The organism is Rhizobium sp. CF142, from assembly GCF_000281145.1.
Classification (GTDB): domain Bacteria; phylum Pseudomonadota; class Alphaproteobacteria; order Rhizobiales; family Rhizobiaceae; genus Rhizobium.
In genome coordinates, this window is sequence record NZ_AJWE01000010.1 from 51,103 (window position 1) to 66,718 (window position 15,616).

Sequence of the window (15,616 nt, forward strand, 5' to 3'; positions counted from 1 at the left end):
CGGCTCCTTTCGATTGACTCCGGCACGCGAATGCCGATAAATTCTTACGTGAACTTATATCAGTTCAAATAAGAAACGTCACGTCGATTTATTCCGCACGCGGCGTTCCGAAAAGATGCCGGATCGGGAGGTTCGGCGAGTGGCTGCGCCAGTACGCGCGGAGAAACGGAAAGACGGAGGAGGATGCAATGAAGAGTGTGAAATCGATCGGACACGTGGCCGTCAGTGTGAAGAACATCGACAGCTCGCTCGACTTCTATGTCAACAAGCTCGGCTTCGACGAAATGTTCCGGCTGGAGCGCGACGGCCGCCTGTGGATCGTTTATCTCAGGATCACCGACACGCAGTTCATCGAGCTGTTTCCGGAAGGTGTCGGCGACAGCGCGCCGCCTTTTGCCAATGTCGGCTATAACCATCTTTGCCTCGAGGTCGAGAATATCGACGAGGCGATCGCCGATATCACCAGCCGCGGTGTTGTCCTGACGGCTGAAAAGAAGCTCGGCGTGGACAACAACTATCAGGCCTGGATCGCCGATCCGGAAGGCAACCGCATCGAGCTGATGCAGCTTGGCGCCGACGCCATGCAGACGGCAGCCGTTCGCCGCATCAACGGGCGGGGTTGAGCCATGGATCTTTTCAAGCATCTCGGCCATATCGCATTGCGCGTCAATGACCTGGACAAGTCCTTGGCGTTCTATCAGAAACTCGGCTTTCGCGAGATGACGCGACTGCTCAACGATCAGGGCGAGGCGTGGATCGTCTATCTTCGCATCAACGATGATCAATACCTCGAGCTTTTCCCGAAGGGCGTGAAGAGGCCGGAAACCGGCCCTGATGTCATCGGCATCTTCCATATCTGCCTCACCGTCGAAGATATCGACAAGACGTTCGAAGAGCTTGCGAAAGTTGGCATCCAGCCCAGCAAGCCAAGGCCAACCAAGATCGGCATCGACGGTAATCGCGGCGCTTGGATCGAGGATCCCGATGGCACGCAGATCGAGGTCATGGAGATGGCGCCGGATTGCATTCAGCTGCAGGCCATCAAGAAATTGCGTGACGAATCAGTCTAAATGGACTGTTTTCTGCTGCAGCGGCAAGTAACAAGAAAGAACCCGGCAGCCACCTGCCGGGTTCTTTCGTCGTGGGATGTCAGAAGATCTGATCGTAGGCGTCCTGCATCGCCTGCACGAACTCGTCATCTGTCCGCTTCGGATCGCTCCAATATTTGTCGGCTTCCTGCCAGATGGTGCGATACCAGTCGGCATCAGCCGTATTGAAGGGGTTGGAAACCTGCTTCGTCGGATCCTTCAGCGTCTCCAGGACGAGCTTGTTGCAGGCATCAAGGTTCGTCGTATCGGCATCGGTACGAACAGGGCTTGCGCCCTTCTTCAAGACGAACTCGGCATTGAGCTTCGGATCGACATCGAGCTTGGCGAAGTCTTCCTGGGCTTTTGCCGTGTCAGCATCGTTGGTGTTGAGGAAGCCCCAGGAATCGACGGTGACGACGACGGCCTTGGTTCCCGGGATGTTGATGCAGTCGAAGTCCTCGCCGAGCTTCTTCTGCGCGGCCATGAACTCGCCCTTCATCCAGTCGCCGTGGATCTGCAGCAGGGCCTTGCCGGTAATAACGAGATTGGTCGTGTCGTTCCATTGACGGTTCGGGGAACCTGGATCGGTGTGGTCGGCGATCTGGCGGAAGCGTTTCAGCGCCGCCCGCATTTCCGGCGTATCGATCACCGTACGGTCGGGCTTTTCACCGTAGAACCGATTGTAGATGTCAGGACCTTCTTCCGAGGCGATCAGGGCCTGCAGCAGATAGGCCTTCTGGAACTGATCGCCGCCCTGGGCGATCGGGATGTAGCCGGCGGCCTTTACCTTGTCGAAGGCTGCGAAGAGGTCGTCGAGCGACTTCCAGGACTTCGGGTCGACGCCCGCGGCTTCGGCGACATGTCTGTTGTAGTAAACCATCCCGTCGATATGCACCGTTGCCGGCGCCTTCATGATCTCGCCATCGACGGTGATGTTCTTCAGAACCGAGGGCGGGAAATTCTTCGTGGCGCCGATGCTGTCGAACAGCTTTGTGAGCGGCACGCCGAGGCCCTGCTTGTTCAGATCCCGATAGATGCCGGGATCGGAATTCATGAAGATCGCGGGCGGATTGCCGCCGGTGATCATGTTCATCAGGCTGACATTGGCGCCGGAATCATGGGCGATGGACAGGTCTTTCCATTGGTGGCCGTCCTTTGCCCAGGCATCCCTGAGAACGCTAAGTGCCGCGATCTCAGATGGCTTGGACCAGGTGTGATAGACCACGACTTCATCCGCCCAGGCGTTCGCGGCAAGTGGCGTCGCGGCAAGCAGGAGCGATAGTCTCTTCAGCGAATTCCATTTCGTCATGCAACATTCCTCCCTTTTAATCTGGTTATAGCCGCTGGCCGGTTGGTGCGTCGAAGACGTTCAATTTGGTCAGCGGCAGATAAACGGGCAGAGCCGGCTTGCCCCGATAGCGGTTTGCATCACGCCCATCGATACGGACGGCGATGCTTCTTCCCGACATGGTCAGAAAGGCGAAGGCGTCAGGTCCGGATTTCTCGAAATACTCGACCGGGCAGTCGAAGCGGACGGTATTTCCGGCGTCCTGGCGCTCCTCGGTCAGAAGCTCCTCTGCCCGGAAGCCGATCTTGACGGGCTTGCCTTCCGCAGCCTTTGCCTTCCACCTGTATTCGCCGAGGCTGATGCGGATACTGTCCTTCTCATCCACCGCAACGAGATCGCTGCCGTTACGCCTGACGACGCAGTCGAGCAGGTTCATGGCAGGCGAACCGACAAAGTCGGCGACGAAGAGATTAGCCGGCTCGTTGTATATTTCATCAGGCGTGCCGAACTGCTGGATGACGCCCTTGTTCATCACGGCGATCTTGGTCGCCATGGTCATGGCCTCGACCTGGTCGTGGGTCACGTAAACGACGGTATTCTTGAGCTGGTTGTGGAGTTTCTTGATCTCGATGCGCATCTCGTTGCGCAGTTTGGCGTCGAGATTCGAAAGCGGCTCGTCAAACAGGCAGACGCCATATTGCTTGACCAGCGCCCGTCCGATCGCAACGCGCTGGCGCTGGCCGCCTGAAAGCTGGGACGGCTTGCGGTCGAGCAGGTGCTCGATCTGCAGCAGTTTGGACGCCCAGTCGATCCGCCTATCCGCCTCCGCCCGCGTGATGCCGCGAGAGGACAGCCCGAAATTCATGTTTCCGCGCACGGTTTTAGTGGGGTAGAGCGCGTAAGACTGGAAAACCATGGCGAGGCCCCGATCCTTGGGATCGAGATAGCTCACATCCCGCTCATCGATGAGGATTTCCCCGTCGTCGATTTCGAGCAGCCCGGCCAGAAGATTGAGAAGCGTTGTCTTGCCGCAGCCGGAAGGTCCGAGCAGCACCAGAAACTCGCCGTCGCCAACGCTGAGGTTCAGGTTTTCGATGACCGTCAGCGCACCGAACTTCTTGACGATATTGTTGAATGCGATGGAAGGCATGCCTCTATCCCTTGATGGCGCCGGCAGTAATGCCCTGCACGAAGAATCTGCCGAGAACGAAATAAATGACGAGCGGTGGCAGCGCGGTGAGCAGCGCCGAGGCCATGTCGACGGCGTAGTTCTTGGCGCCTGTCGTTGTCACCGTGATGTTGTTGAGCACGACCGTCATCGGCTGCGTGTCTTGTGCACCGAAGGTCAGCCCGACCAGAAAGTCGTTCCAGATGCCCGTGATCATCAGGATCAGCACGACGATCATGATATTGCCCGACATGGGCAGGACGATCTCGAAGAAGATCCGCCAGAAGGAGCCGGAATCGATCATTGCCGCGGCGATGATCTGCGGCGGCATTCCCTTGAAATAATTGCGGAAGATCAATGTGAGGAAAGGCATCGACAAGACGCTGTGAATGACCGCGATGCCGAATGTCGTGCCGTAGATATGCAGTGAGCCGGTGATCTTGATCAGCGGATACATGATGATCTGAAACGGCACGAAGGCGCAGATGAAAAGCACGAAAAGAAAGGCGTTTGCCCATTTGACGTTCCAGAGCGCCAGCCCGTAGCCGGTGACGATCGAGAGCGCGATCGTCAGCACCAGACTGGGAGCGAGGATATAAAGCGAGTTGACGAAGCCGACGCGCACGCCGTTGCAGTTCATGCCGGAACAGGCCTGCATCCACGCATAGGACCAGGCATCGACCGTCCAGGGCGAGGGTAGCGAGAAAATCTGTCCCTCGCGGATCTGATCCATCGTCTTGAAGGATGTGACCACGACCACATAGAGAGGAACCGCGAAGAAGGCGGCTGCCATCAGCAGGAAGACGAAGATGACCACCCGGCTTGGCCTGATCAGCGAGCGCCGGCGCACTTTCGTCGCGCGGCCGGGTTGCGATGTCGCGGATATCGCCGTCATGCGTCCCTCCTTTGCCGGATTGCGGTGATGATGACGAGCGGCAGGAAGAGGACGAGTGTCGTCAAAAGCATGACGGTAGCACCCGCCGAGGCGAAGCCGAGATTTTGCTTCTGCCAATAAGCATCGATAACGAAATAGGCCGGCATGACCGATGCCCCACCCGGTCCGCCATTGGTCATGGCGACGATGATGTCATAGGCCTTCACAACGCCGATGCAGAGCAGGATGATGCAGGTCAGGAAGGTGAGTTTCATCATGGGAATGATGACCTCGATATAGAGCCGCCAGAAGGGCACGCCATCAAGGCGCGCGGCCTGCCAGATCTCGGTATTGATCGACTTCAGGCCAGCCAACATAAGCGCCATGAAGAAGCCTGTCGATTGCCAGACCGCCGCCAGAATGACCCCGAACATGACGGTGTCCTGGCTCGCAAGCCAGTTGAAGGAGGCGCTCTCCCAGCCCATCGAGTGCAGAACATTCTCGACGCCGAGGCCTGGATTGAAGAGCCAGCGCCAGACGAGGCCGGTGACGATCAGCGAGACCGCAAGCGGATAGAGAAAAATCGTGCGGAAAATGCCTTCGCCATGCACTTCCTTGTCGATCAGGGCCGCGAGAATAAAGCCCATCACGATCGACAGCAGGCTGCCGATGGCAAAGATGACGAGGTTCTGCAGCGACAGGGTCCAGGACGGATCGTGAAACAGCCGCCAATACTGCTTCCAGCCGACCAGTTCATAGTCGGGAAAGCGTCTAGATGCCGTGAAGGAGAGATAGACGGTCCAGCCTATCGCTCCAATGAAAAAGACAAGCGTCAACAGCGCCGCAGGCGCAACGGCCAGATGCGGAATGACGCGGCTCCATCGGATTCCCATGAGCCTCCTCCTCAGATCGACAGCGCTCCGCTCCTCCGGAGCGCCATAACCTGTTCCTATATGAACTGTATATAGTTCATAACGGATCAAATATAGGAATCAAAAAATCGCGATGTCAATGACAATTGGCTGCGCCTGAAGGCGTCGCTTGCGTGGAAGTTGGATCGGGCAGAGCTGTCGGACCGCCGATCAATCGAAGAACGTCTGGTCGTCTTCTGCGAGATACTGTCTTGCCCGTTCGGGCACGAGGTCGACGCCCATGCCCGGCCGTTCGATCACATCGACGAAGCCATCTTTGACGATCGTTTGCGGCAGCCCTTCAACGATGTCGTACCACCAGTCCGGGTCGCCGGTCGTATATTCGAAGGCGATGAAGTTATAAGGCAGGGTGGCGCAGACTTGGATCAGCGCGCCGAGGCCAAGCAGCCCGTTCGCCGTGCCGTGCGGCGCCATTATGATCGAATGAAGGTCGGCATATTCTGCAATCCATTTGAGTTCGGCGATGCCGCCGACATCGGCTGGGTCGGGGCCGACGACATTGACCGCATGGGTTTCGATCAGTTCCTTGAAGTTCTGGCGCAGATAGATCTGCTCGCCGGTATGGATCGGCGTCGTGCTGGAGCGTGTGAGCTCGCGATAGACGCCGGCATTGACCCAGGGCGTATAGTCGCCGGAAAGCAGATCCTCGATCCACAGCACATGATAGGGCTCCAGCATGCGCGCAAGGCGGATCGCATCCGGCAGCATCCATCCCGGGCCGCAATCGAGCGCGAGGCCGATCCGGTCGCCGGCGACTTCCTTCATCGCCGCGACGCAGTCCACCAGATGGCGCAGGCCCTTTTCGGTGATCGGGCCGCGGTCGAGCGCGCCATGGAAAGGGCTGGCATTGGGCTCGCCATAATAGAAGTCAGGGATACGCTTCATCGGCGAATGAAAGCCGATCGGCTGTTTGATGACGGTAAAGCCCTCGGGCAGATCCATCATCTTTTTCAGGTCGTCAGCCATATCCTCAGGCTCATAGCCGTTGATGGGAAAGCGGATGGAACCGTTATAGACGCGGATGCGATCGCGCACTCGACCGCCGAGCAATTTGTGCACCGGCAGGTTTGCGGCCTTGCCCGCCACATCCCAGAGCGCCATCTCGATGACGCTGACGGCAGATCCCCAGGGTTTGAAGCTGCCGCGCTGGCGGATCTTCAGCATGACGCGCTCGACATTGGTCGGATCCTCGCCGATCAGTGCCTCGCGCAAGGCAAGGATATGGGGTTTGAGATAGGGCTTCCACGTCTCGGCCTGGCCGTAACCGGAAACGCCTTCATCGGTGACGATACGCACGATTGGGCTCTTGCCGATGATGGCGCATTTGAGGTCCACGATCTTCATATCCGCTCCTCCCTTTATTGCCTTGTCTGATGTTCGCGGCGTTGCGCCTGATTGGCTCCAACGGCGATTGACAAGCCTCCGGTTATTCTATTATCATTCATTAGAGAACTTTTTAAGTTCAAATAAGAAACAATTGAAGAGAGCGATTGTTTCTTAACGTGCTTGCAAAGTGGGCTTAGCTGGAGGAGGCAGGCCATGGTTACGCAGCATGCGGAGATCGCAGGCAAGGCCGAGCGATTCAGAGAGCTTTATACTGCCGCAGTCTACGACATACTGGACGAGATGGGGCTGCCCAATCAATGCATGGATCTCGGCATTCATGCGCTCGACCGCTCGATGCGTATTGCCGGCCCTGCCTTCACGGTCGCCGTGACAGCCGACATGCGCAACGACGATGAGTATGATCTCGAAGAGGTCAAAACCTTCACCTTTTTCCGCCGCATGTATCCGGGCTGTGTCGTGTTGATCTCGGCCGCTGGCGAGCGCAAGGCCGGCCATTGGGGCGAACTGATGAGCACCGCATCGAAAGCGCGCGGGGCCGCCGGTGTCGTCATTGACGGCGGAATCCGGGATGGCAATATCCTCATGGGAATGGAGGACTGGCCGGTCTTTACTCGCTATCTTTCGCCGATCGAGTCACGCGGCAGAACCCGCATCAGCGGTATCGAAGTCCCTGTCGCGGTGACCGGCACCCTGACGTCGCAGATCCGGGTCAATTCCGGCGACTGGCTGTTCGGCGACATGGATGGCGTGATGGTCATCCCCGCCGATAAGGTCGATGCCGTTCTTATGCGTGCAGAAGAAATTCTGACGATCGAGAACCGCTCGCGCAATGAAATCCGTGCCGGCGGCGATGTCGCCGATATCTATGCGAAATACGGACGGCTTTGAGCCGTTCGCACCATTTGAACGACTGTCAGAACAAGAAGAAAAGCGGCGCGTGCAATCTGCTGCCGGGAGGAAAACATGAAAATCACGGCGCAGAAGGTCTTCGTCGCCAATGTTTCGCGGACCAACTTCGTCTTTGTGAAGCTCTACACAGACGATGGCCTCGAAGGCGTCGGCGAGGCGACGCTCGAATGGAAGACCAAGACGGTCGTTTCCGCCCTGGAGGAACTGGAGCGTGTGCTGATCGGGCGCGACCCGTTTGCCGTCGATGCGATCATCGAGCAGCTGCACCGCGATTCCTATTGGCGGACCGGCGCGGTTTTCCGCACCGCCCTCGGCGCGATCGAGGCGGCACTTCTCGATATCAAGGGCAAGGCTCTCGGTGTTCCGGTCTTCGAGCTGCTCGGCGGCAAATATCGCGACCGGGTCGAATGCTACGCCAATCACTGGTTCTTCGGCGCGGCTACGCCTGAACAATATGCGCAAAAGGCCCGCGAGGCGGTTGCCATGGGATACCGCGCCCTCAAATGGGATCCTTTCGATGTCGCCGATCTTGAAATGAACGGCAAGCAGCGCCGCCAGACGATCGATATCGTCGCAGCCGTGCGCGATGCGGTCGGGCCGGATGTCGATTTGATGCTCGATGTGCACGGCCGGCTGAACGTGCCGACGGCGATCGCCATGTGCCGCGAGCTTTCTCGGTTTGATCTCCGCTGGATCGAGGAGCCGACGCCGCCGGAAAGCATTGATGCCTTGGCCGAGGTGCGCGCCGCAAGCTCCATGCCGATCGCAGCAGGCGAACGCTGGTATGAACCTACGCGCTTCCTTGAAGCGCTGGCCAAGAAGGCGGTGGACGTGTTGCAGCCGGATGTCTCCCATGCCGGCGGCCTCGGGGAGACGAAGCGGATCGCGCATATGGCGCATTATCATCTCATTCCGGTCGCCCCGCACAACCCGGTCGGCCCGATCATGAATGCGATGACCCTGCATATGTCGGTTGCTATTCCGAATTTCTCGGTGTTCGAAACCGTGTCGATCGACGTGCCCTGGCGCAAGGAACTGGTTCGCGAGACGCTGCAATTCGAAGACGGCGCGATCCTTGCACCGACGGCACCGGGGCTGGGCGTCGAGCTGAACGAGGAGGCCTGCGCGCGCTATCCGTACGCGCCATCTGACGTGCCGTTGTTCGACGGCAGTATGAACACGAGCGGTGTCGCGACAGGGGCTGCGACCTTCACGCAGGCCGAAAGAGGCGGACGCGATTGACAGCTAGTGCCTCGCACCACAAAGTTATATAATGAAATGGTGGAAGTTCACATTTGAATAGATCGATGTCTGCATAGGTCGCAAGAAAAGTGTGGCCGGGGGGGGGAGAGGAGCCACCTTGGCGGATACCGGTAACAAAAGAGGTCTGAGGAGACGGGCGCGACTGACATGTCGCACGAAGGAGGAGGCAATGGACAAGGTGAAGATGACGGTCATGACGACCGTTGCAGTCTCGGCACTTTTATTCGCATGCAGCAGCGCATCGGCCGGTGAGGTGGTCTGGTGGACGCCGAACTGGGGCCAGGCGCGAGCGGAGAAGCTGGCTGCCGATTTCCAGAAGGCAAATCCCGATATTACGATCAAGATGGAGATCACGACGGCAAACGGTCTGCCGCAGCGTATCCTGACCGCGCTGCAATCGGGTGCTACGCCAGATATCATAGAGGTGCAGCATCCCTGGGTTCAGGGCTATGCGCATAACGGTCTGGTACTGCCGGTTGACGATGTCATTGAGGACAAGGACGATTACAACAAGGCCGCGATCAACTACGACACCTATGAAGGCAAGCTCTACGGCATCCCCTACCGCATTGAATGCGTTGGCGTGCTTTACAATATCGGCGACTTTCAAGCTGCCGGTCTCGACCCTGCCAACCCGCCACAGACCTGGGATCAGTGGACAGATGCAGCGAAGAAGCTGACGTCGGGCGGCAAGTTCGGCATGGCGATCACCGGCGGCGGGGAGGTTGGCAACACGGTCACCCGCCTGCTTCCGCTGATCTGGATGAACGGTGGCAACGTCATCAGCGCCGATGGAAAGACCGCCCTGGTCAATTCGCCGGAGGCCGTTGCCGCCGTCAAATTCTATACGGATTTCTACAAGAACAAATACTCGCCGGACTCGACGCTGCAGAACGATGGCATCGCCAACCGCCAGCTCTTCATCGCCAACAAGGTATCGATGTATCAGGCGGGCCAGTTCGACATAGCCCCGATCATGCAGGCGAAACCCGACATGAAGCTTGGGGCGATGGCAACGCCGCATCCGGAGGGAAAGCAGACCGCCGGCATCATCGGCGGCTGGAGCTATGTGATACCGAAGGACACCAAGAACCCTGACGATGCCAGGAAGTTCATCAAGTTCCTCGCTACATCAGACAATCAGGGCTTCTTCACCGACACGTTCCCGGCCCGCGCTTCGGCGCTGTCTCAGCAACGATTCCAGGATCCGATGCTGAAACAGTTCGCGGCGATGCTTCCCTTTGGCCGACCTGCGCCGAATACGCCCCGCTGGGTGGAAATTTCGCAAGCTCTGTTCGACGGCGTGCAGCGTGTGCTCTCGGGTGATCAGGATCCACAAGCGTCCATGGATCAGGCGAAAGACGAAATTCAAGCTCTGCTCGACAGCTGAGCGAGCAGAGGCGGAGCGATATGGTTTCAAAGCGGGCGGCATGAACTGCCGCCCGCGCCGCTCACACAAACCTTGTGACAGTCCCGCTGCACCACAGGAAAGGTCGACCCATGGGCCGCCCATCTACAGGTCTTCTGTTTGTCATGCCCGCCATGATCGTGCTGGCCATGCTGATCGCCTATCCGATCGCCTACACAGTCCTGCTTAGCGCTACCAATGCGCAGGGCGCCTTCACGGGCAGGAATTTCGTCAATGTGCTGCGACCGCCGGTCACGCGGCAGGCCTTCGTCAACCTGATCTATTTCGTCGGCGGCTCTATCGTCTTTCAGGTCGTGCTCGGCACAGCTACCGCTATCCTGCTCAACCAGCATTTTACCGGACGCGCGATCCTGCGCTCCATAACGCTCATTCCTTGGGTCGTTCCCGGCATCGTTGCGGCGACCACCTGGGCATGGATGTTCCACACCGAATTCGGCATCATCAATTATATGATGACCGGCGCCGGCATCATCCCGGCACCAATCAGCTGGCTGACGGATAGCGGTACCGTCATGCCCGTGCTGATCGCCATCAATGTCTGGAAACTATTCCCCTTCGTAGCCATCATGGTTCTGGCCGGCCTGCAGGCGATCCCGAAGGAGCTTTACGAGGCTGCCAAGGTCGATGGCGCCAACTTCTGGGAAGAGGTCTGGTATGTGACGTTACCGCAGGTGCGTCCGGTCATCACGGCAGTGACACTGCTGCTGGTGATCTGGGGTCTCAACTCGATCACGCTGATCTATGCGATCACCAAGGGCGGGCCTGCCAACAAGACGCTGATCACGCCGATCCAGATTTTCCGGCTTGCCTTCGAAAGCTTCCAGTTCAATCAGGCGGCGGCGCTCTCTGTCATCTTCTTCCTGGTGGCTGCGGTTCTCGTGGCAATCTACCTGAAGGTGCTGGCGGCAAGGCCAGGAGAGGCTTGATGGTGAGAAGAAGCCGGCTTGGAACGCTGATGATTGCAGTCTGCTCGCTGATCCTGGTGGCCGTCTGCCTCTTTCCGTTCGCCTGGATGGCGCTGTCCTCGATCAAGACGCTTCCGGAACTCTACACGGTGCCGCCGCATTGGCTGCCGTCCGCGCCGACGATCGGCAACTATATCAACGTCATCTTCAGCTCGAATATTCCGCGCTATTTCCTGAACAGCGTCATCATCTCGGTCGGTTCCACGGGGCTTGCGCTGATCCTGGCGATCTTTGCCTCCTATGGCTTTGCCAGGTTCGAATTCCGCGGCAGGCGTTTTCTGCAATCGCTCGTGCTGATCGGCCAATTGCTGCCGACCGCGGCAATCATCGTGCCGCTCTTCATCACGCTGCGCTATCTGCACCTGGTCAACACCTACTGGGGCCTGATCCTGGTCTACATGATCATCACCCTGCCGCTCAGCGTCTGGATGCTGACCAGCTATTTCCGGGCGATACCCGTCGAACTGGAGGAGGCGGCGACGATCGACGGCGCCTCTCGCCTCGGCGTGCTCTTCCGCATCACGCTTCCGCTGTCGACGCCGGGCCTGGTGGCTGTCGTGGTCTATGCTTTCGTAACCACTTGGAACGAGTTCATCTTCGCGCTCTGCTTTGCGACGGATTCCTCGGTCAAAACCCTGCCGATCGGACTTGCGGAATTCTCGACCGAGTTCAACACCGATTGGGGAGCGGTGATGGCCGCCTCCATGGTGATGACGGTGCCGATCGCTCTCCTGTTCCTCTTCTTCCAGAACCTTTTCGTCGGTGGGCTGACGGCGGGGGCGACCAAGGGCTAAATTGACCTTCCGCTCAGAGTGAGGACTGTGCACGCTCGGCAGGTTCGGCTTCAACCGAAAGCGCTTCGCCAATCGCGTAGAAATGGCCGCCCGCGACGTGATGCAGACTGCGCCATTCAGGGCCGGCCGTTTCAAAGTGCCAGCGTCCATCGCGGAACACACGATCGTCTGCCCATGCTGCCGTTACTTCACCGATGAACAGGTCGTAGGCAGCCTCGATGTGAGGCTCATTGATCAGTTTGCAGGCGAGCCAAGCCGAGCAGCCTTCCACGAAGGGCAGGTCCTGTCCCGGCACATCGAAAATCGTTACTCCTGACTTCTGCAATTTGTCCGGCTCCTCAAACAGGCTGCGGTTCCCGACCTCGTGTGTCATCGAGAGCTGGGCAACCGTTGGCACCTGTATGACGAAACGTCCGCTTGCCTCGAGCAGCGTGCGCGTTTGGGCAATCTTGTCGACGACGACGGTCAGCTTCGGCGGATCGATATCGAGCGCGCAGCACCATGCAGCAGCCATGACATTGTCGATGCCGTTGTGGCGGGCCGACACCAGGATCGTTGGCCCGTAGTTGATCAGGCGAAAGGCCTTTTTGAGTTCAACAGCCTTCATATGTTCGTTCATTTGAAGCCCATAGTGGCGAAATTGCAGTCCCGGATATGTCTCCACGCCTTAAGACGAAGTGAGGCGCTGCGAAAGTGCGTGATTTCTAATGACGCCCGGAGAATCTGATCGCAGCGTATCATAGCTGGTTTGCATGGGTAGGAGATCAGGTCGCACCGCGACCCTGTGTTAGAAAGCGAGCGCAGCGCTCGCGAAGAATAAATCTCTCATGCTGGTGTCAGCCGTGCTTCTGAAGATGTGCGAATAGCCGAGATCCGCGTTGATCGTCCCGCCTGTCAGACGACTTCCAACTGTCCAGCTGGCAATGTCGCCGCTTTCGATACTGAAGCGCTCCTGCCCGAAAACATGGCCGTAATCGATTCCGGCATAGGGCCGCAATTCACCCAGCCTGTTGACGAGAAGCGCATTGCTTGCCCATGGCTGCGTGCGCCATACGATCTCGTTGCGCATGAAGACGCCATTATTGCCAAACAGCACGCTGTCGCGGGTGCCGCGTATGTTGCTGTAGCCGCCAAGAGAGATTTGCTCGGCCCCGAACAGATTGTCCGGCGAATATTGCCCGTTGATAACAGTGGCATACTGCAAGTGCTGACCGGAGATTTCGAAGGGTGTCGTGACATTGAGCGTAGCGGAAAATTTTGAGAATTCCGGCTCGGCATCAGCGGCTGCCGGCTCGCCACGCTTGACCGCGTCGAAGATATCGAGCCCTTGGCTATAGCCGAGATCGAAAACCCAGACCCCACCGAGCATCCGGCGAGAATGGGAGATGCCGAGACTGCCGACGCTATATTGGCGGCTGCCGACCTCGATGCGGCTGCCCATCAGGAAATTGTCGGTCTGTTTGTAGTTGAGAGCGGTATTCAGCGTCGTGATGGAGTCCTTATCGCGCATCAGCACGCGATCAAGGCTGAAACCGAACTGGCCTGAATCGCCCGAAGTTTCGATATCGGTGAAGTTGCCGGGAATCGTGCTATTGTAGCGATACCAGGAACCGTTTAGGCTCAGCGTCCAATAGCCGTAAGGCACGCTGAACGAGCCGGAAATGCTATTGCTTCGGCCCACCCCGTCATTCGGCCAAGGATAGTCCGGTCCGGTGTGCTGATAGGAAAGCGAGAGAAGATCGTTCAGGTCGAACAGGTCGTCCATGCTGAATGATAGCGACGTTTGGGAATAGCCCGTCGAAGCCTGACCGAGATTGTTGTTTGCGGCCGAGAGATGCCATGGCTTGTCCGGCTTGTTCTGGACGTTGAGGATTGACTCGCCCGGATGCGCGCCCGGCAACATCGCTGTCTTTGCGTTGTTGGAGGAGAGCCGGTTGATCTGGTCAAGGCCTTGTTCGACGTCCCGAATATTGACCGGCCTGCCTCGCATTCCCGGAAAAGCTGTTGCCAGCGCGCCACCGGCGGTGACCGGCTTGCCATTCAAGTAAATATCCGAAAGCGATCCTTCCGTTGCGACAAGACGCAGTGTCTTCGTCGCGGCGATGTCCTGCTCGGGAACATAGAAGCGTGAGGTGATGTAGCCCTTGTCTACATAGAGAAAGGTCAGGCCCTTCAGCAGGGTGTTGATGTCGGCAAGGCCTATGCAGCTGTTTTTATAGCGTTCGAGAACTGGCGCGAGTGCTGTCTGCGGCAGCAGTGTAACGCCTTGCACCTCGACATGCGAAATACCGAAGCACGGTCCCTCGCTCTTATCGACCTGCGGTGGTGCTTCTGCCACGGAATCCTCAGGCGTGGCAGCCTGGAGGGCATTGAGCCGCTGCGCACGTTTCAGGTCGGTCTGCCGGCGCATGAACTCGTCTGCAGGCGATCTCGGCGGTTCGGCCGATTGCGCAAAACCTTTGCCTGCCGCAAAGTTTGCTATGGCGAAAGCCGCGAGCCAAGACATCAGGGGAATGCTTCGCATGAGGCGCTTCTATGTCCTGGACGGTTTTTGAAGTTCGGCAAGAGCCTTGGTCAGGCCCTTCAGCGAAAAGCGCAAATTGATGTTCTGCCCGTTCATCAGGCGCAGTCGCGCTGCGCCGGAGCTTCCCTTTTGCAGAGCGTTGAGCATCTCCCTGCTCAGCGCTTGCTGTGCCCAGCAACCTGCCTGATTGCAATTGCGATAGGGGATGTTGACAACATCCTTGCCGTCTGCCGCAAGGCCGAGCCCCACGGGCAGAACTACGTTCAGCGGGACTAATGCGGTCAAAAGCAGACCGGTACCAGAGGATGTCTTTCCGGTGGCAGGGGCGGTTTTTGCGATCGCCAGTGTCAGGACATTGGCATCCTTCTCTCCCTCCTTGACCTGGGCGATCTGCGCAACTTCGCACTGCCTCACGCTCTTGCCGTCGCCTGTATCGGCGTCAACGCAGCGATAGTACCAATCATCGAAACGTGTCGATTGGATAGGAGGCTCCGCAGCAATGGCACTCGGTCCCCGCATCACGATCGGTCCAGCAGACAAGAGCGCTGCAGTAGTACCCAGAACGACCATTCCTTTCGCGCAATAACGCAATCCCATGCCCCACCGTCTTATCTTCGCAAATGTCGCAAACGCTCGCCAGGCGAGCAATTTCCGGCTTATGACAATCCTCGTAAAGATTGAATCTTTCGCCAAACTGAACGCCGTCTCAACAAAAGGTTGCTCGCCATTCCTATCGACGGATTCCATAGTGGGCTTGGCATTGAATTCCGATTTATCATATTGATTTATATGAATATTTTTGAGTATAGGCTACGAGCTCTGATCGGTATTGTCTGAAATCGTCGACATCGCATTAAGAAAATCATCATCTTAAGATTGAACAGATTTTCTGTACACGTTGACTTTCGCCATTAGGTTGTCGCATTGGCTAATTTCCCGTTTGCTGCGTTGCAACCGGGTTGGTCGATGACAGAGGTTGTGACAGCATGGGCAAGTCCGGGTTGCTTTTTTCCGTTTGGCGCGGAGTTCCCGTCG

The 15,616-nt window shown here is 57.9% G+C and carries 15 protein-coding genes; 7 read left to right on the plus strand and 8 right to left on the minus strand.

The window, feature by feature from the left end:
* Positions 1-188 precede the first annotated feature (188 nt).
* Positions 189-623 carry a VOC family protein gene (locus PMI11_RS02835; RefSeq protein WP_007813078.1) on the plus strand — a complete coding sequence of 145 codons (435 nt, stop codon included), beginning with the start codon at positions 189-191 and terminating at the stop codon, positions 621-623.
* A gap of 3 nt (positions 624-626) precedes the next feature.
* Positions 627-1,070, plus strand: a complete 444-nt coding sequence (locus PMI11_RS02840) for a VOC family protein (RefSeq protein WP_007813080.1) — start codon at positions 627-629, stop codon at positions 1,068-1,070.
* 79 nt (positions 1,071-1,149) lie between these two features.
* On the opposite strand, the gene PMI11_RS02845 is transcribed toward PMI11_RS02840, so the two are convergent.
* The 5 genes from PMI11_RS02845 to PMI11_RS02865 all read right to left on the minus strand — a co-directional run bounded on the left by PMI11_RS02845 (position 1,150) and on the right by PMI11_RS02865 (position 6,694).
* Entirely contained in the window at positions 1,150-2,397 is a 1,248-nt protein-coding gene (locus PMI11_RS02845; RefSeq protein ID WP_007813083.1) for an ABC transporter substrate-binding protein, read from the minus strand.
* 25 nt (positions 2,398-2,422) lie between these two features.
* Entirely contained in the window at positions 2,423-3,526 is a 1,104-nt protein-coding gene (locus tag PMI11_RS02850; protein WP_007813084.1) for an ABC transporter ATP-binding protein, read from the minus strand.
* A 4-nt stretch (positions 3,527-3,530) separates the two neighbouring features.
* Positions 3,531-4,439, minus strand: coding sequence for a carbohydrate ABC transporter permease (locus PMI11_RS02855; protein WP_007813087.1), 909 nt, complete (start codon positions 4,437-4,439; stop codon positions 3,531-3,533).
* On the minus strand, positions 4,436-5,311 hold the full coding sequence (locus tag PMI11_RS02860) for a carbohydrate ABC transporter permease (protein ID WP_007813088.1): 876 nt from the start codon (positions 5,309-5,311) through the stop codon (positions 4,436-4,438). The genes PMI11_RS02855 and PMI11_RS02860 overlap by 4 nt, the downstream gene beginning before the upstream one ends.
* 189 nt (positions 5,312-5,500) lie before the next feature.
* Positions 5,501-6,694 carry a mandelate racemase/muconate lactonizing enzyme family protein gene (locus PMI11_RS02865; protein WP_007813090.1) on the minus strand — a complete coding sequence of 398 codons (1,194 nt, stop codon included), beginning with the start codon at positions 6,692-6,694 and terminating at the stop codon, positions 5,501-5,503.
* A 195-nt stretch (positions 6,695-6,889) separates the two neighbouring features.
* On the opposite strand from PMI11_RS02865, the gene PMI11_RS02870 reads away from it, so the two are divergent.
* From PMI11_RS02870 to PMI11_RS02890, 5 genes are all read left to right on the plus strand, one after another.
* Positions 6,890-7,585 carry an RraA family protein gene (locus PMI11_RS02870; protein WP_007813092.1) on the plus strand — a complete coding sequence of 232 codons (696 nt, stop codon included), beginning with the start codon at positions 6,890-6,892 and terminating at the stop codon, positions 7,583-7,585.
* 54 nt (positions 7,586-7,639) lie between these two features.
* Complete coding sequence (locus PMI11_RS02875) at positions 7,640-8,848, plus strand: mandelate racemase/muconate lactonizing enzyme family protein (protein WP_280110096.1); 1,209 nt, start codon at positions 7,640-7,642, stop codon at positions 8,846-8,848.
* Positions 8,849-9,038: 190 nt separating this feature from the next.
* Positions 9,039-10,259 carry an ABC transporter substrate-binding protein gene (locus PMI11_RS02880; protein ID WP_007813096.1) on the plus strand — a complete coding sequence of 407 codons (1,221 nt, stop codon included), beginning with the start codon at positions 9,039-9,041 and terminating at the stop codon, positions 10,257-10,259.
* Between the two features lie 110 nt (positions 10,260-10,369).
* Entirely contained in the window at positions 10,370-11,224 is an 855-nt protein-coding gene (locus tag PMI11_RS02885; protein WP_007813097.1) for a carbohydrate ABC transporter permease, read from the plus strand.
* Positions 11,224-12,057 (plus strand): carbohydrate ABC transporter permease, encoded by an 834-nt coding sequence (locus PMI11_RS02890; protein ID WP_007813104.1) that lies wholly within the window; start codon positions 11,224-11,226, stop codon positions 12,055-12,057. Before PMI11_RS02885 ends, PMI11_RS02890 begins: the two co-directional genes overlap by 1 nt.
* Before the next feature lie 13 nt (positions 12,058-12,070).
* Here PMI11_RS02890 and PMI11_RS02895 read toward each other — a convergent pair whose 3' ends face one another.
* The 3 genes from PMI11_RS02895 to PMI11_RS02905 all read right to left on the minus strand — a co-directional run bounded on the left by PMI11_RS02895 (position 12,071) and on the right by PMI11_RS02905 (position 15,328).
* Positions 12,071-12,664 (minus strand): flavin reductase family protein, encoded by a 594-nt coding sequence (locus tag PMI11_RS02895; protein WP_244430526.1) that lies wholly within the window; start codon positions 12,662-12,664, stop codon positions 12,071-12,073.
* Positions 12,665-12,844: 180 nt separating this feature from the next.
* Positions 12,845-14,581, minus strand: coding sequence for a ShlB/FhaC/HecB family hemolysin secretion/activation protein (locus PMI11_RS02900; RefSeq protein WP_007813108.1), 1,737 nt, complete (start codon positions 14,579-14,581; stop codon positions 12,845-12,847).
* Between the two features lie 9 nt (positions 14,582-14,590).
* Positions 14,591-15,328 carry an invasion associated locus B family protein gene (locus tag PMI11_RS02905; protein ID WP_244430527.1) on the minus strand — a complete coding sequence of 246 codons (738 nt, stop codon included), beginning with the start codon at positions 15,326-15,328 and terminating at the stop codon, positions 14,591-14,593.
* Positions 15,329-15,616 lie beyond the last annotated feature (288 nt).

What these genes read in the sequence shown, in the direction of transcription:
- PMI11_RS02835 (WP_007813078.1), top strand. Translation starts at nt 189, where the DNA reads ATGAAGAGTGTGAAATCGATCGGACACGTGGCCGTCAGTGTGAAGAAC.
- PMI11_RS02840 (WP_007813080.1), top strand. Translation starts at nt 627, where the DNA reads ATGGATCTTTTCAAGCATCTCGGCCATATCGCATTGCGCGTCAATGAC.
- PMI11_RS02845 (WP_007813083.1), bottom strand. Translation starts at nt 2,397, where the DNA reads ATGACGAAATGGAATTCGCTGAAGAGACTATCGCTCCTGCTTGCCGCG.
- PMI11_RS02850 (WP_007813084.1), bottom strand. Translation starts at nt 3,526, where the DNA reads ATGCCTTCCATCGCATTCAACAATATCGTCAAGAAGTTCGGTGCGCTG.
- PMI11_RS02855 (WP_007813087.1), bottom strand. Translation starts at nt 4,439, where the DNA reads ATGACGGCGATATCCGCGACATCGCAACCCGGCCGCGCGACGAAAGTG.
- PMI11_RS02860 (WP_007813088.1), bottom strand. Translation starts at nt 5,311, where the DNA reads ATGGGAATCCGATGGAGCCGCGTCATTCCGCATCTGGCCGTTGCGCCT.
- PMI11_RS02865 (WP_007813090.1), bottom strand. Translation starts at nt 6,694, where the DNA reads ATGAAGATCGTGGACCTCAAATGCGCCATCATCGGCAAGAGCCCAATC.
- PMI11_RS02870 (WP_007813092.1), top strand. Translation starts at nt 6,890, where the DNA reads ATGGTTACGCAGCATGCGGAGATCGCAGGCAAGGCCGAGCGATTCAGA.
- PMI11_RS02880 (WP_007813096.1), top strand. Translation starts at nt 9,039, where the DNA reads ATGGACAAGGTGAAGATGACGGTCATGACGACCGTTGCAGTCTCGGCA.
- PMI11_RS02885 (WP_007813097.1), top strand. Translation starts at nt 10,370, where the DNA reads ATGGGCCGCCCATCTACAGGTCTTCTGTTTGTCATGCCCGCCATGATC.
- PMI11_RS02890 (WP_007813104.1), top strand. Translation starts at nt 11,224, where the DNA reads ATGGTGAGAAGAAGCCGGCTTGGAACGCTGATGATTGCAGTCTGCTCG.
- PMI11_RS02895 (WP_244430526.1), bottom strand. Translation starts at nt 12,664, where the DNA reads ATGAAGGCTGTTGAACTCAAAAAGGCCTTTCGCCTGATCAACTACGGG.
- PMI11_RS02900 (WP_007813108.1), bottom strand. Translation starts at nt 14,581, where the DNA reads ATGCGAAGCATTCCCCTGATGTCTTGGCTCGCGGCTTTCGCCATAGCA.
- PMI11_RS02905 (WP_244430527.1), bottom strand. Translation starts at nt 15,328, where the DNA reads ATGGAATCCGTCGATAGGAATGGCGAGCAACCTTTTGTTGAGACGGCG.